Origin of the sequence: Actinobaculum sp. 313 (assembly GCF_003073475.1) — a bacterium.
Lineage (GTDB): Bacteria > Actinomycetota > Actinomycetes > Actinomycetales > Actinomycetaceae > Asp313.
This window is the reverse complement of record NZ_CP029033.1, coordinates 2,503,226-2,518,423: the sequence shown is the minus strand read 5'-3', so window position 1 is coordinate 2,518,423 and position 15,198 is coordinate 2,503,226. Positions and strand designations below refer to the sequence as shown.

13 protein-coding genes and 1 pseudogene are annotated in these 15,198 nt (G+C 60.7%); 5 read left to right on the top strand and 9 right to left on the bottom strand.

Annotation, left to right across the window (positions count from 1 at the left end):
* Window positions 1-99: 99 nt before the first annotated feature.
* The 3 genes from DDD63_RS10875 to DDD63_RS10865 all read left to right on the top strand — a co-directional run bounded on the left by DDD63_RS10875 (window position 100) and on the right by DDD63_RS10865 (window position 2,129).
* Window positions 100-1,119 (top strand): J domain-containing protein, encoded by a 1,020-nt coding sequence (locus DDD63_RS10875; protein WP_108716389.1) that lies wholly within the window; start codon window positions 100-102, stop codon window positions 1,117-1,119.
* Window positions 1,120-1,125: 6 nt separating this feature from the next.
* Entirely contained in the window at window positions 1,126-1,623 is a 498-nt protein-coding gene (locus DDD63_RS10870) for a MerR family transcriptional regulator (RefSeq protein ID WP_108716388.1), read from the top strand.
* A gap of 104 nt (window positions 1,624-1,727) precedes the next feature.
* Window positions 1,728-2,129: a hypothetical protein gene (locus DDD63_RS10865; RefSeq protein ID WP_108716387.1), complete on the top strand. Its 402-nt coding sequence runs from the start codon at window positions 1,728-1,730 to the stop codon at window positions 2,127-2,129.
* A 113-nt stretch (window positions 2,130-2,242) separates the two neighbouring features.
* On the opposite strand, the gene DDD63_RS10860 is transcribed toward DDD63_RS10865, so the two are convergent.
* From DDD63_RS10860 to DDD63_RS13010, 4 genes are all read right to left on the bottom strand, one after another.
* Entirely contained in the window at window positions 2,243-2,917 is a 675-nt protein-coding gene (locus tag DDD63_RS10860) for a response regulator transcription factor (RefSeq protein ID WP_108716386.1), read from the bottom strand.
* A gap of 11 nt (window positions 2,918-2,928) precedes the next feature.
* Window positions 2,929-4,293, bottom strand: coding sequence for a HAMP domain-containing sensor histidine kinase (locus DDD63_RS10855; protein ID WP_240611272.1), 1,365 nt, complete (start codon window positions 4,291-4,293; stop codon window positions 2,929-2,931).
* 161 nt (window positions 4,294-4,454) lie between these two features.
* Window positions 4,455-5,528, bottom strand: a complete 1,074-nt coding sequence (locus tag DDD63_RS10850) for a phosphotransferase (RefSeq protein WP_108716384.1) — start codon at window positions 5,526-5,528, stop codon at window positions 4,455-4,457.
* Window positions 5,525-5,782, bottom strand: coding sequence for a hypothetical protein (locus DDD63_RS13010; RefSeq protein WP_240611271.1), 258 nt, complete (start codon window positions 5,780-5,782; stop codon window positions 5,525-5,527). Before DDD63_RS13010 ends, DDD63_RS10850 begins: the two co-directional genes overlap by 4 nt.
* A gap of 362 nt (window positions 5,783-6,144) precedes the next feature.
* Between DDD63_RS13010 and DDD63_RS13005 the strand changes: the two genes are divergently transcribed.
* The gene (locus tag DDD63_RS13005; protein ID WP_240611270.1) at window positions 6,145-6,576 is read left to right on the top strand and encodes a hypothetical protein; all 432 of its coding nucleotides are present in this window, start codon (window positions 6,145-6,147) and stop codon (window positions 6,574-6,576) included.
* Between the two features lie 121 nt (window positions 6,577-6,697).
* On the opposite strand, the pseudogene DDD63_RS10835 reads toward DDD63_RS13005, so the two are convergent.
* From DDD63_RS10835 to DDD63_RS10820, 4 genes and pseudogenes are all read right to left on the bottom strand, one after another.
* Window positions 6,698-8,496, bottom strand: a pseudogene (locus tag DDD63_RS10835) (ABC transporter ATP-binding protein).
* Window positions 8,496-9,899 carry a glycosyltransferase family 4 protein gene (locus tag DDD63_RS10830; protein ID WP_240611269.1) on the bottom strand — a complete coding sequence of 468 codons (1,404 nt, stop codon included), beginning with the start codon at window positions 9,897-9,899 and terminating at the stop codon, window positions 8,496-8,498. The pseudogene DDD63_RS10835 and the gene DDD63_RS10830 overlap by 1 nt, the downstream one beginning before the upstream one ends.
* Window positions 9,899-11,359: a glycosyltransferase family 4 protein gene (locus tag DDD63_RS10825; RefSeq protein WP_108716381.1), complete on the bottom strand. Its 1,461-nt coding sequence runs from the start codon at window positions 11,357-11,359 to the stop codon at window positions 9,899-9,901. The genes DDD63_RS10830 and DDD63_RS10825 overlap by 1 nt, the downstream gene beginning before the upstream one ends.
* Window positions 11,356-12,537 (bottom strand): glycosyltransferase, encoded by a 1,182-nt coding sequence (locus DDD63_RS10820; RefSeq protein WP_108716380.1) that lies wholly within the window; start codon window positions 12,535-12,537, stop codon window positions 11,356-11,358. Before DDD63_RS10820 ends, DDD63_RS10825 begins: the two co-directional genes overlap by 4 nt.
* A 686-nt stretch (window positions 12,538-13,223) precedes the next feature.
* On the opposite strand from DDD63_RS10820, the gene aqpZ reads away from it, so the two are divergent.
* Window positions 13,224-13,871, top strand: coding sequence for an aquaporin Z (gene aqpZ / locus DDD63_RS10815; protein ID WP_240611495.1), 648 nt, complete (start codon window positions 13,224-13,226; stop codon window positions 13,869-13,871).
* A 244-nt stretch (window positions 13,872-14,115) separates the two neighbouring features.
* Here the strand turns inward: aqpZ and DDD63_RS10810 are convergent, their stop codons facing one another.
* Window positions 14,116-15,177 carry an NAD(P)-dependent alcohol dehydrogenase gene (locus tag DDD63_RS10810; protein WP_108716379.1) on the bottom strand — a complete coding sequence of 354 codons (1,062 nt, stop codon included), beginning with the start codon at window positions 15,175-15,177 and terminating at the stop codon, window positions 14,116-14,118.
* Window positions 15,178-15,198: the final 21 nt, after the last annotated feature.

Sequence of the window (15,198 nt, the reverse complement as noted above, 5' to 3'; positions counted from 1 at the left end):
ATCCTGATTGTGGCGGGCCCAACGGGGTCCGCCACAATGGACATGAATGATGCACCGCCGGGCACGCCGAGCGGTGGACTACCAAGGAGGTGAGGTGTAATGGCAGCGAGTCAGGACTGGATTCAGAAGGATTTCTATAAGGCCCTCGGGGTGTCGAAAACCGCCTCCGCCGAGGAGATTAAGAAGGCGTACCGCAAGCTTGCCCGCCAGTATCACCCGGACCGCAACCCGGGTGACAGAGCAGCCGAAGAACGCTTCAAGGAGATCGGCGAGGCTTACCAGGTCCTCTCCAATGAAGAGGACCGGAAGCAGTACGATGCCATCCGTGCCTTCGGCAGTGGCGGGCCGCGATTTGCCGCCGGTGGTTCCGGGAGCGCCGCGAACGGTGGATTCGAGGATATTTTCTCCTCCATGTTCGGCCCGGGCTCCAATGTTCGTTTCTCCTCGGGAAATGCCGGAGGTGTTGGGCTTGACGACATGTTGTCATCAATGTTCGGAGGAACGGCACGAGGCCGCTCGACTACCGGCCGGTCCCGAGGTTTTGGTTTTGGATCCAGCCGTCGGCCTGAACGCGGCAGCGATCTCCGCTCGGAAATCTCCATTACACTGCGCCAAGCCGTGGCCGGGACGACGGTCAAGGTGCAGACGGCGCGTGGCAATTCCGTGACAGCCCGGATCCCCGCCGGGGTTCTTGATGGTCAACAGATCCGTATTGCGGGCAAGGGCGGCGAGGGCCGAAATGGTGGGGAGAATGGTGACATTATCATCACGGTCCATGTGGAGAAGCACCCGGTTTACGAGGTGCGTGGCAAGGACGTGTATGTCAATGTGCCGGTTTCCTTCGCGGAGGCTGCTCTCGGCGCCACGGTGGAGGTCCCGACATTGGACGGAAAGAACGTGCAAGTGAAGATTCCGGCTGGATCGTCTACGGATAAGTTGCTGCGCGTCAAACGTAAGGGGCTTCCGCAGGGGCACGGTAACGGCGATATGTACGTGCGGCTCAAGGTGGCGGTGCCCAAATCGCTCTCTGACGAGGCACGCCGGGCAGTGCAGGTATTCGCGGCCGCCACACGTGATGCCGATCCGCGGGCGGAGTTCAAGAACCTAGCGAGGAGCTGATGACTCATGGCTAGTCGAGATGCCGCGATCCTTACCGTGTCCGTTGCGGCGCAGCTGGCAGGAATGCACCCGCAGACACTCCGGCAGTATGATCGCCTAGGCCTGGTTCCCGCCCGCCGTACCCGTGGCGGTGGCCGGCGCTATTCGCTGGCCGACGTCGACCGGCTCATTGAGATACAGCGCCTTTCCCAGGAGGAGGGCATCAACCTCGCCGGAATTTCACGCATTATCGATCTGGAAAACGATGCTGCCAAACTCAGGAGGCAAGTGGCGCGGCTACAAAAGCAGGTCGCGGAACGCGATGAACTCCTGGAGCGGTACCGGATGCTGGAACACCGGGTGTTCGCTGCCGCTGCCGACGGCGACGTCGTCGTCGTATCCCATCAAGAGGAGTTGCGACAGCGCCTCCGGCAGTACAGTTCCGGTGCTGAGCTTGTGCTTTGGCGTCCACGCTTGCCCGCGCGGCGGCGGGAACAGGACAATGACGACCAAGTAGCTTCATAAGAGTTTTCTCATCTGCTGCCGACGCGCATCTCATCCGTGCCTGCTGTACTTAACAGTACAAGGCGACAATGCTCGCGTGTGGTAGAGAAAGAGAGGGCAGACGCATGGGACTCGAAAGGCGACGCCTGAGCGTCATCTTGACCGGAATTGCTGTCCTTGGAGCGGCTGTGGGGTGGGGGCTGTATGCCATGGCCAATGACTCAAGTCCGACGGTACGAGAACCGGAAGTCGTCGTGACGACTCCGGCATCACCGTCAGCCAGTACGGAACCTGCCTCCGCTCCGAGCACGGAGACTACAACAGATGCCCCTACGGACTCGCTGAGCGAGGAACCGGCGGGTGCAACAACGCAGAACCCTGCACAGAGCCCGGCTCAGAACCCAGCTCCGGTAGTGACGAATAATCAACCCGTTGTTGTGAAGCCGGCGGCACCCGTGGCAGTCGATGACGACGATGATGACGACGTTGATGACATCGACGACGATGATGACATCGACGACGACTGAGTTGCGGTAGGGCCAGGCTTCCGTGGTAGCCGGATTGGCCGAGCGATTGCTTGTCGATCAAAGGGCTCCGGGAGCCTGGTGGCCGCAGCGGGCGTAGTGGTGATCGGTAGGCGTCAGCGCAATCGGTAACCCATACCCCGAACCGTCTCGAAGCGTTCCTTGCCGAGCTTGTTGCGCAAATACGAGACGTACACATCCACCACATTGGAGCCGGGGTCGAAATCAATGCCCCACACGGCGCTCAGGAGCTGTTCGCGGCTGAGTACCTGTTGCGGATGACGAAGGAACATTTCCGCGAGGGTAAATTCGCGCGCGGACAGGTCAACCCATTGGCCATCCACCTGGGCGCGGCGCGTCAAGAAATCCAGAACCAGGCCGTTGTGGCTGAGGCTGGTGCCTCCAGGCTCCTGATAGATGCCCTGTGCTGGTTCGCTTCGCAGACGCACACGAATGCGAGCGAGGAGTTCTTCAAAGGAGAAGGGCTTGGGCATGTAGTCGTCGGCTCCGCCTTCGAGGCCTGCCACACGGTCGGTGACCGATGAGCGTGCGGTCAGCATAATCACCGGTGCGGTGACCCCCTGGCCGCGTATACGTTCAAGGACTTCAAAGCCATCGATATCAGGTAGGCCAACATCCAGGATGATGAGGTCGAACTCTCCGTGGGTTGCTAGAAGGGCAGCCTCCTCGCCGGACGCCGTTGATTCGGAGGTGAAACCTGCTGCCTTGAGACCCTTGGCGATGAATGAGGCGATTCGGACCTCGTCTTCCACGATCAGAATAGTGCTCAATTTAATCCTCCTCAGATTGTGGTGATCGGCAGCCGCAGGGTGAACAAGGATCCCTCTCCTAGAGTGGAGGCGATGTGCAGGCTGCCGCCGTGAGCGGTGACAATAGTCTCAACAATACTCAGTCCCAGGCCGGAACCGGGAACCGTTCGCCCGGCCGTGTCGACACGGCCGAAACGTTGCCGTACCCGTTCGATATCTTTCGGGGCGATTCCAATTCCCTGGTCACGTACCCACAGATGTACCTCATTGCCATGAACGGCAGAGCCCAGGGCTACCGGGCTGCCGGGATTGGAGTATTTGACTGCGTTTGCGGCGAGCTGGAGCCATGCTTGGGTGATGCGAATGGGATCGGCCGAGGTCTCGATGTTTGCGGTGCTTTCCAAGCTCCACGGACGTTCGTCTAACGCGCGGGCCTTCTCGAAGACTTGTTCCGTCAATTCGGCAATCTGGCAGGGGACAGTCTGTACGAAGTCCGTTGTTGATGCACGCGCGAGTTCGAGGAGGTCGTTAACGAGGACGCCCATACGGTCGAGTTCATCGAGGACTAGCGCCCGGGTTTGTCGAACATCTTCCTCATCGTGCGGATCAACAAGTTCGAGATGCCCGCGGACCACGGTGATTGGCGTGCGTAACTCGTGTCCGACGTCGTCCAACAGTTCCCGCTGGCCTTCGACGGAGCGTTCAATACGGTCCAGCATACGATTCATGGTGACGGCAAGCGCCGCCAAGTCATCGCGGCCGCGCACTGGCACGCGAGTCTTCAGGTCGCGCTCATCGATGGACTGTGCCGCTTTACGAAGATCCTCAATGGGCCGGAGCAGTCGATCCGCTGCGAGCCAGGCGAGGACGGCGATCAGTGCCAGTGTGATGAGTGCCGTAACGCCGTAGAGCAGCATCGTGTTGCGGAACTCGCGCAGTGACACCCCGAGATCGATAACGTGCAGAAGAGCCCCGTGGTCGGCGCCAACGCTGATCGGTGCCACTAAGACGATGTACTCGGCGGACCGAGTGCGTATCGGTTCGATGATGGCAGTATTGCCGGAAACATAGGTGGCGACGGCGGAAAGTAGTTCCTGATCGTCCTCAGGTCGTAGTTCGACATCCGGCGAGGCGACCCAGGCGATGGTCGTTCCGACGAAGCCGAGTTCTCCCTCAGCTTCGCCCATAATCGACCGGCTGAGGAATGTTTCCAGTGCCTGTGAAGCGTCCATGAACTGCTCGCCGGTGGCGGGATAGATGCCGCTGGCCGCCTGGCTGCGGAACTGGTTGAGAATCCGCTGTAGCTGTTCGGTGGCGTTGGCACGAATGTTGTGTTCCTGCAGGACGGTGACTACCGCTCCCGATGCCGCTAGCGCGATGCCTGCCAAGAGGACCATGGTCCACATGATCCTCACCCGGATGGAAGCAGAAGGCTCGGCGGCGCGCGCCTGCTCCGCCGACTCGACGTCGGCCTGAGCGGGCCCACTCGGTCGGTTCCTATGCCGCGTAAAACGCCTGATTGCTACTCCTTTCGGCAGGCCGAACTCGGGAGGTCTTGCTACCGGTGGTCATCGCGTAGATACCGGTCAATCCACTCGGGAAGCCACGCCTGTGCAGGTGGCCGAAATGCATGGACAAAAGCAAGACGTAGACGCGCGGAACGCAAATAAGCGTCAAAGCGCGCGGACGTCGCTGCGGAACGTGCCACTGCGTTATCGAGCATATCAAGCACTGCGGTCGCAAACGCGGGAGTATACGAATGGCTTGCTGCGGATGCTTGCGAGGGAGTGCTGCTGGAGAGTCTCGACGATCCGATATGTGGACGCGGTAGGTTACTACTGATTAGCGCTCCCAGTTCCACATGCGCGCGGAGATTTGCGAGGTCGAGCGCCGCCTCTGCGGCACAGGCCGTATCTACGTCAAGAATTCCGAGGGTGCTCCCGTCCCAGAGGATCTGACCATCGTGCAGGTCGCGATGGGAGAACACCAGCGAGTCGCCATGGTGCTGCAGTGCGTCACAGACCTGGGCGACGGCGCGTCCGAGCCGGGGAAGCTCGGGAAGCGCATGGAAGGCCTGTGCCCAACTGAACCAGCGATGCAACACCGCGGCCTCGTCACGGCCGGTATGGATGGTGAGGTCGGCGAGATCGGTATGAGCGGCCATGTTCGGCCACGTATCGCAGAACTGGTGCCAAGCCTTTCGGGCGTCGTCGCCGACGGTTCGCAGGCTGACACCGGGAAGGATAGTGAAGACTACATTGGCCGCAGAACTGCTGATGACGTTGGCGCCGCGCAATCCATAGCGAGAAAACACCTGTGCCGTCGCGCGCGTCTTCTCCGCAATGGACTGGGCGCGCCCCGGGCGTACCAGTTTGATCACCTTCCCAGGGCCGACGACGACGACACGGCGGCCCATTCTGTGCACGACAAGCCGTCCGGGCAGACTCGGGGACAGCTCCGGCAGAGCGGGGTCGCTGGCGTAGGGGAGGAGTTCGACGCCGCCGTCGTGGCCGATACGTCCCGCGCGCAGGCGGTCGCTATCCCTGCGTTCGAAGATGACAGACCCATCATCCCGCGGCCATGCGCGCTCGACGCCGCGCAGTGTGAATAGAGTCCCCAGAGCAGTCTTCACAGCAGCGCCTCGATACGCCCAATCCGGTCGGCCATGAGCTCCCGCCACGCGGGGTCTGCGCCGCGCAGGGGATCCGCCACTCGAGCCAGCAGCGACCGCAGAAGCATGGCGCGTAAGGCTTGCGCGGGTAGATCGCGCAGCGGGGAGCGCCGATGCTGTTGCCAGCCATCGCGGTATCCCAAAAGCAGGGCCTCCTCGGCGCCGTCGTCGGCAACCGCGAGATACGATCCGATATCGAGACTGGCCGGTGCCACACAGAGGCGATCAAAATCGGTGATCCAGAGAGCGCCGGAAGCTCGGTGCAGCAGAAACTGGTCGGGGAGGCGTCCCCGTGTGCCAGAACCAGCGGTAGCTGGGGCGGGCGGGGTAGGCGTTGCGCGATACCTCGCAGGCGCTCGGCCAGTGGTTTGTCGAGGGCGTCCAATACGGCAGCATGCGTTGCTGCTTGCCTGGCGCCGGTATCGGAGTCCCATACCGGCAACGCGTCTCGCTGCGACTCGGGCAGGCGCCCGGAGATGGCATGCAAGGTCGCCAGGAGTCGACCGGCCCGATACGTAGCGTCGGCGTCGTCAACAGCGGATAAATCGGTATCTCCAACGAAACGTAGAACGCTGATATGCGGGTCCTCTCCGTCGTCCAGCCGAGGAGAAACGGCCAGATGTTCCGCCAGAAAGCCGTGCATCCACCGGTTCAGTTGTGTCGCCTGCGCACTGATGCGCACCACTTCTTCGCCGCGGTGTATAACGATTCGGCGCAACGGGTTATAACGCAGAATGTCGCCAGAGATCCCGCCTGGAAAAGAGCGGTTGATGTACTTGGCCAGGCGCGGATCGGTGGCGATCTCACCGGTTTCAAGCAGGATGTCGTCGGAGAATTGCTGGGTGCGTGCCGCACCCCCAGGCGTTCAGCCCACTGTTGGGCCCGTTCGGCCTTCGGATGGCTGCCAGGCCAGAGGAAACGTGCCCACCCCACTGGGGTGCCGGTTGCTTCCTCCGCGAAGGAGGCGGCGACACTCACATTCGGTTTTATGCGTACACGTGTGGCGTGAACCTGCTCGCCGATCAACTCACTGAACCGATCTTGATCGAGGATGTGGGCGAGTATAGCCGCGGTGGTGTTGTTTGGTGTGCCAGAGCTGGCGGATGTGTTGCCTACTAGAGCGTTCATATCTATCCTCCAATATGGATCTGGTCGGCCTGGCGTCCACTGGCATTGATCCAGTCGCGGAATACTCTGTTATTGGCGAGCAGATCATTCGGCTTGCCGTCCAGGAGGACGTAGCCGCCTTCAATCCAGACGACGCGCGTGGCGCGCAGTGCCACCTCGGCGTCGTGAGTGACGGTAAGAGTGGTGCGACCACGGCTGAGACTATCAATCGCGTTGAGAACTAACTCGGCGGACTCCGGGTCAAGACCGGTTGTTGCCTCATCCAGGATGACGACTGGGGTGTCGCGTAGCAGGGCGCGCGCGATGGCGATACGTTGGCGCTGGCCGCCCGAGAGAGTGTCGCCGCGCTCGCCTACGATGGTCTCATACCCATCGGGTAACTCCATGATGAAGTCGTGCGCATGTGCGGCGCGTGCGGCTGCCTCCACTTCGGCGTCGCTGGCATCCTGGCGTCCAAGCCGGATATTGTGTTTGATGGAGCCGGTGAACAGTACCGCATCCTGGTGCAGCAGTGAGACACTGGAACGTAGCTTAGCCAGATCAAGATCCCGCAGCGAATAACCATCGAGTGTTACGCGGCCGATGACGGGGTCAATTGCGCGTACGAGCAGCGAGACAAGCGTTGATTTTCCAGCTCCCGACGGACCGATGATTGCCACGTGCTCGCCGGGAGATATCTTCAGGTCGAGACCATGGAGGACTTCGTGACCGTCGTATTCGGTAACGACGTTTTCAAAGGCAACTTGGCCCGTAATCCGACCTGGCCACAGAGGCCTTTCCGGCGAGACCACCTCGGACTTGGCATCCATAAGATCGGCAACGCGTTCTCCGGATGCACTGGCGCGGGCGATTCGACCGGTGTATTTCGCCATGTCACGCAGAGGTTTCATCGTTGTACGCAGATAAGTAGTGAACAGTACCAGCTCCCCCGGTGTCATTGCACCTTGAATGACCCGTATTCCGCCGCCCACCATGACGACGGCGGTTGCTAGGCCAACGATGACATCGGTGCTGCGTTCCAGCCGGGCGGCCAGACGCAGTGATTTGACGCCTTCGCTTAGCGCACGCTGGTTGGCTCCACCGAAATGCCCTTCCACCTCTGCTTCCAGACCGTATGCCTGCACGATCCGGATCGCGCTGAGTGCCTCCTGCGCAGTGTTGGCGAGTTGTCCTTCGCCCTTGCGCGTCCGGCGTGCGGCTGATGTGATTTTCTTCGACGAGCCGGATGATACGGGGATGAATAGCGCGATAGCGGCGACGACAGCCAGCGCTAGCAGCGGGTCCAGGACGAACATGATCACAAGCATCACAGCCAGCGTCGTCATATTGGCTAACAGGGGAAGACCCGCGGTGATTGCCACCTCCTGTAGGCGTGCGACATCACTGACAATGCGTTGCACGGTGTCCGCACTGCGATTATGGGCGTGGTACTGCTGTGAGAGGCCTTGGACATGATGGAATACGCGTGCCCGCAATGAGATGGCAGTACGCGATCCGGCCAGGGCAAAACTCGTGGTGGCCAGATAATTCGTCGCCGCTCGGAGGGTAACTATGGCGATAAGGAGAAGACCGCAGATCACCAGACTGGTTACCGTTGCTTGGCCCCCGCATTCTCGGAACCGCGTGAAACGGCTATACCGTCAATAACGATCTTCAAGGGCCAGGGCTCCATGACGCGAAAAATCACTTCAAGGAGCAACGCCACCGTTCCAGCGCCGATAAGTCCCTTTTGATGTTTTGCCTCTGGGGCTACAAGGCGGAGGGTACGCAGAGCCGCGGCACGGCTAAATCGCTTCGCCATCAAGCGTCTCCTTTCTTCTGGTACGCATAGAGGATCGGACTAGCGTCTCCGCTCGCGTTGTTGCTGGTAGCCTGGGTGTTGCCGACGGGGCTGTTGCCGACGGCCGGTGGGGCGACCGCATCACTGTCTGTCTCATGCAGCCCGGCCAAACGCAGAATCCGATCAACTGCCACACTCCAACTGTGCTGGCGTTCGGCTCGTTGGCGGGCGAGACGACCGAGTCGGGCGCGCTCCTGCGGGTTAATCGCCAGGTAGTCCAGTGCCGCCGCGAGGGCGCGTGGGTCGGACGGTGGAACGAGTAAACCCACCCCGCGTAGAAGTTCCGGAAGCTGACCTACCGCAGAAGCGACCACAGGCAGACCGGCGGCCAGGTATTCGTGCACCTTAAGTGGGGAGAAGTAGTGGTCGGCGGCACGGCGTGGTTCCGGGTAAGGAGCCACGCCAATGGCTGTGCCAGCCAAGTGTTCCGGGATTCTTGCGGGAGAGACTGCCCCGCGGAAATCGGTGTCCACACGCAGCTGGCGTGCCAGCCGTTCCAGCCGATCACGTTCCGGCCCGTTCCCTATGATTCGCAGTCGCCAGGGTCCCTTCGCCACGTTCGCTGCCCGTAGCAGGTCGGCCACGCCGTGCCACGGCTTAAGGGTGCCGACGAAGGTGACGATTGCAGGACCTGATGCCTCTGGCTGAGGTCGGATCCTTTCGGTATTCACACCGTTGGGCACGGTATGTACACGAGTGCTTCCGGTGTGCGTATGAACCCAACGCTTTACCGGGTCAGACACGCAGATAACGGCCTGCGCCGCAGCGCATTGGCGCCGCAGCAGTTCCCATGCGGTGTCCTCGTCCTCCAGTTCGCGGTGTGTACGTTGTTCGTCAATCAGGGGTGCGTTGACCTCCAGCACGCCAACAGGCGGGACGTCGTTGGATGGCAAGTCCCCGCCAACAGGCGGGACGTCGATGTCGAAGGGCGCACTCCCATCGACTGGCGGGACTCCCTCCTCGTCTCGTGGAGTTCCGTTGGCTGTGCGCTCCCCGCCCTCATGGCGGTTCTTTCCCCACTCGCCGTCGCCACACAGGATGGCAAGCACGCTGGAGAACAGAGAGTACCGTTCAAGAATGAGATCAGGCATGCCGTTGGCGCGAATTCGCTCTGCGATCCGCGCGGAGGCACGCTGCTGGGCGTGCTCACGCTGTGCCGTGGTAGCGGTGTCTTCTAGGGCGTTCTCCTCCACCTGCAGATCGGCCAGATCGTCTGGGACCTCCCCGCCGCGCCGCAGCGCATACACGACGACGTCGTGCCCGCGCCGACGTAGTTCACGGACTACTTCCTGAATATGAACCGACGCCCCCTTGGTGCCGAAGACTTCGATGCCGGGGTCGACACACACGTAAGCTATCCGCATCAGTGTGACTCCTCTCCTGAGATCGTGGTGGCAAGCTCGGCCATGTCGTATGCGGGTGCCTGGCTGGCAGATACGCCACCGTGGGCGCTTGGTGTGCCGTTGGACGCAGCGGCTGTGCCGTCGTACACACCGGCTGTGCCGTCGTGCACACCGGCTGTGCCGCTGTGGGAATCGGCAATGTGGCTGGCCGCACTGGCCACATCAGCAGGAGCGCTAGAGGCGGCCGTCGTCGCTGGAACTTCGGGGAACTCCGGGGATTCCCAACCCGCTAGAACCCGTGCCTGCTTGCGACTGTCGAACTGCTCTTCAATCAGGCGTCGCGCCTGGTGAGTGAGCAGCTCAGTATCAACACGCCCGTGCGCCAAGTCCCGCAGGACTCCAGCCAGGGCGACGGTGTCTCCCGGCTCGAGCAGGATCCCGGTCTCGCCGTCGCGCACCACCTCGGGCAGGCCACTGACATTGGTGGCGATAACCGGCGTTCCGGTTGCCATGGCTTCGAGGATCACCGTGGGAAGGCCATCGATGTTCCCGTCTGTGGCGCGGATACATGGCGCGGCGAAGACGTCGGAATCCTCGAGCAATTGACGCACTTCATTCTGGGTTTTTGGTCCGAGAAGATGAACATGTTCGGCGATTCCAAGTTGTTCGATCTGTGTGGCAAGTTCGCCGTATAACTCGCCGTCACCGGCGATTCTAACGTCGAGTTTAGTTCCGGCTAGCAATGCCATATGCGCCGCCGTTATCAGGTCAGCGAATCCCTTCTTGGGTACAAGTCTGCCGACGGCGGCTACCTTCAGTGCGTTGTCATCTGACCGAACCAGGCGGGCTGTTTGCTGCCGGTAAGGGAAACGAGTGAGGTCAAGTGCGTTGTATTGCAGAGATATCTGAGCGCCTGTGCCGCGTAGAACCCCGCGTAGATACGCTTCGTTAAAGCGGCTGATCGCCACCACACGATTGGCTCCGCTGCACACGGTGCGCAGCCACACCGGGTCAACCGACTCATGAAAAATGTCCTTGGCATGGGTGGTGAGGGTGTATGGAACTCCGCTGAGCCGCGAGGCGATCCAGGCGATTCGCCCAGCAAGGGAGGCAAAATGCGCATGCAGGTGGGTAATGCCGTCCTGCCGTACCTGCCGCGCCAACCAGGCGCCCTGTGCTACTTCATCGGCGGGCAATTCGGATAGCTTCGGGAACAACTCGGCGAAACGCCTGATTAACGAGGGTTCGTCGAGGGAATCGGTGATCTCCTGCCACATCTCCGAGGCCTTGTGCGGGCGCGGTACCCATGTTACCGGAGCATTAACCTTGGCTATCTCGGGGTGAAAACGTGCATCAGTGGTGGAGCGCAGCGCGTAAATGCTCAACTGCTCTCCCTGGGCTTCCCGCGCGAGCATCTCCGTGACAACAAAAGTTTCGGAGAAGCGCGGGTAGACCTTGAGAACATATGCGATGCGGCTCATCGTGTACCTCCTACAAGAGAGTCGGACAGCAACAGGTCGGCTGCGTAGCGTGCAACATGTGCCAGTCCGTTACGTTTAATAGATGATCGGTCAATCTTTCGGGTCACGGCGTCGCGTGCCCAACGGGACAGAGCCTGGGCGGTGATTTCCTCGGAACGCATCATGTCGGCTGCCCCGATGCGGTTGAGGGCGGTGGCGCGAATGAGTTGTTCGAGTCGCGGCGTTTCGCGCGGAACAATAAGAGCTGGGGTCGTCGTTGCCAGTGTCTCGCATACCGTGTTGTAGCCACCCATGGAAATCACGGCCGCGGCACGGGCTATGTGCGTGCTTATCCCCGGTAAGGTCTTGTGGACTTCCGTTCCCACGGGCGCGAGCGCGCGAACTTCGGCGAAGTCGACGTCGTCTAGTTGCGGTCCGGCGACGACGACGTGCCGGTGTCCGGGTGGGGGTGTCAGACTGACAGCGGTTCGGAGCAGGTGATACCCATCGGAACCTCCTCCCACCGTGGTGAAGACGTAGGGTTGGGGTATCTCTTGCGCCTCCCGGTCGCTGATGCTACGCCCGGAGGCGAGATAGCCCGTGTAATGGGCGCGATCAGCTAGAGTGGGCGGGACTTCACGAGTACTGATGGAGTCATGGACTGCCGGATCGCCATAGATCCAGACATGGTCAATGATTTCTCCTAGTAACTGCGGGTCGCCGCGTTCCTCCCACTCTGCCTGTGCTACGTCGGGTGTATCGAGAATATCGCGTAGCCCAAGTACGACATGTGACTCGGGGTGCATGGTGCGCAGGCGAAGGAGCGGAGCACGCAGCTCGTGCCACACCCCGAAGATGTGGCGGTCGATAATCGTTATGTCCGGCGCGAAGTTCAGTAGCGCTGCATCGAGCAGTTCCGAACGAAGTGCAATGAGTTCCTTCGTTGGACCGCGCAGATGGCGCGGCTCGTATCCATGCCGCCCTTTTGCCACGCCGGGGATAGTGACCCAGTCGAATCCCTCCGGTAGGGGAAAGCCTAACTCGGGCGAAAGCCCAGAGATGATAAGACCCGTCAGATCGCGCCCGGTTATGGTCGGCACATCGCGTACGAGTTGATGTGCGATAGCGAGATTCCGCCGGAGGTGGCCCAGGCCTTGCGAATCATGGCTGTAAAGCACAACCTTGTGTGGATCACGCATTGGTCTTCCTCTCTTTCGTGTACGTTTCTAGGTTTACAAGCGGCGGAAAGAGGGGCATGAGCACCGGATGAGAGAATTCTCAGAATGTAACAACAGTGCAAGAAATGCAAGATTTGTGAAACATAGCGAGAGTAGTTGCGAGAGGATGGCGGCGAAAGAAGTAGAGACTACAGTTCACCTCGGGTGCTGCGCTTGAACGAATCGATGGCTACCCGCGAGCGATGATGCAACGCGTCGCCGGGGCCCGGAGAATCAACGTCGCATACCGCGAGGGAGTTGTGGGCAAGGATTACCCCTTAGCAGACGGCGTGGGTGGTGACCGCCATCGGTGTATTTGGTGTGTGCATGGCCTGCCTGGGGTTCTGGGGATTCGCCGCTTGTGAGGCTGGGAGTGTTTGGGCTGCAGGGACGGGGATGTATTTCAGTCTCGAGGGTGGCGGCCACTGATGACAACCGCCGACACTGGCTTGGGCGTGTGCCTTTGGTTGCGGTTTGGGCGTGTGCCGACTACTGCTCGGATGCATCCCAGCTGTCAGGCTGATCTACGCCTGCTATAGGGGTTATGTGAAAGGCTCAATATGGCATCGCGTCTTGTCCATCGCCTTGGTGTGGAGTTTCTCAGCACCTTCTGACTTGTCTTTGTCGGCTGTGGAACGGCGGTTTTCACGGGTGACAGGGTCGGCTACCTGGGCGTCGCTATCGCTTTCGGTCTCTCCGTCCTCACAATGGCATATGCAGTCGGATCTGTTTCGGGCGGCTATTTCAATCCAGCAGTCACATTCGGGCTCTCCGTCGGTAAGCGTTTTCCGTGGAAGGATGTGCTGCCCTACGTCTGCACGCAAATCGTTGCAGGCTTGATTGCTGGCGGCATTCTCTTCGGTATGGCGAAGGGACGCCCAGGATTCGACGTTGCGGTGGATGGCTTCGCAGCTAACGGCTATGCGGATCATTCGCCTTCTGGATACGGGTTGCTTGCAGCATTCCTTGCGGAGTTCATCCTTACTGCCGTTTTTCTCTTCGTCATCATGGGCACAACCGAGAAGCGCGCCCCCAGCGGCTTCGCCCCGCTGGCCATCGGGCTGACCCTGACGCTTATTCATCTGGTGTCAATTCCGATCACGAACACCTCGGTCAACCCTGCCCGGTCCATCGGCGTGGCCTTTGAAGCGGGGAACGCCGGTCAGCTTTGGCTGTTCATCGTCGCTCCTCTACTTGGTGCAGTGCTCGCGGGACTTACGCATGCGGTGATCGTCGGTGACGAGGTTGATATCGTGGCGACGGAAAGGCGCGCTGAGATAACGGCGCTATGCCACGGTTGGCGCGCGTGGGCATGACGTGGTTAGTGCCAACGGGCATGACGTGGTTAGTGCCAACGGGCATGGCGCGAGGAGCGTCGCGATGCGCGTGACCGCGCTTTCTAGGCGTGAGTAGCCCAAGAAGTGTCGGATTTTTCAAGAAACTCCGCGAAAAACCCGACACTTCTCGACATTCCCTACACTTCTCGGGCCTAGCTGACCAGCCAAGCCGGGCCCAGCCAGCCAACCAAGCGCTGCCGCACTCGGTTGGTGCCCGTCGGTCCTATTGTTCCAGCAGCACCACGGGCTTGATCAGATCGGCCGGCTTCTCCTTCATGAGGTCCAAGGCTTCCGGCAGGTGATCCCAGCCTTCGAAGACGTGACTGGCCAGCGGGCGAACATCGAGCTTCCCGTTGGCCACCAGCGCGCCAAGCTTCTCCATACGCAGCCTTCCGCCCGGCATCAAACCGCCGTTGATCTTCTTATGGCCCATGCCTACACCCCACTCGGCACGAGGGATCCTGACATATTCCCCGCTGCCGAGATAGTTCACGTTGCCGATGGTGCCGCCTGGCTTCAATGAACGAATTGCGGAATCGAAGGTGTCGACCGTTCCTCCAGCAACGATGACCTTATCAACGCCTTTTCCGTCGGTACGGGCAAGGACTTGATCCTCAATTGGTCCGTCCTTGTAGCTGATGAATTCATCCGCACCATATTTTTTGGCCACCTCGACGCAGCGGGGGCGGGTGCCGACGGCAATGATGCGGGAGGCGCCCCGCAGTGCCGATCCGGCCACGCTCATAAGACCCACTGGTCCGATACCAATCACGAGGACGGTGTCGCCGAATTGGACATCCGCCAGTTCGACGCCGTGCAGGCCGGTGGGAACCATGTCGGAGAGCATACAGGCGTCAATGAGGCTGATTCCCTCGGGCATATGTGCCAGGTTGCCGTCGGCGTCGTTCACGTGGAAATACTCGGAATCAAGGCCGTCCTTAATGTTGGAGAACTTCCACCCGGCCAGCATGCCACCGGAATGCATAGAGAAGCCGGCCTGCGCCTCCAGCGAGTTCCAGTCGGGGGTGATGGCTGGTACGAGGACGCGGTCACCGGGCTTGAAGTCCTTCACTTCGGAGCCGACTTCGACGACCTCGGCGCAGCCTTCGTGGCCGAGAACCAGGTTTTCGCGTGGTCCTACTGCGCCCTCCCATACCGTGTGCACATCGGAGGTACAAATGGCGACGGCGAGAGGCTTGCAGATCGCATCATTGGGGCCGCAAGTGGGGCGGTCCTTCTCGATCCAACCGACCTCGCCAATCTTGATCATGGCAAAAGCTTTCATGAGTCCTCCCTGTCTCTTGTC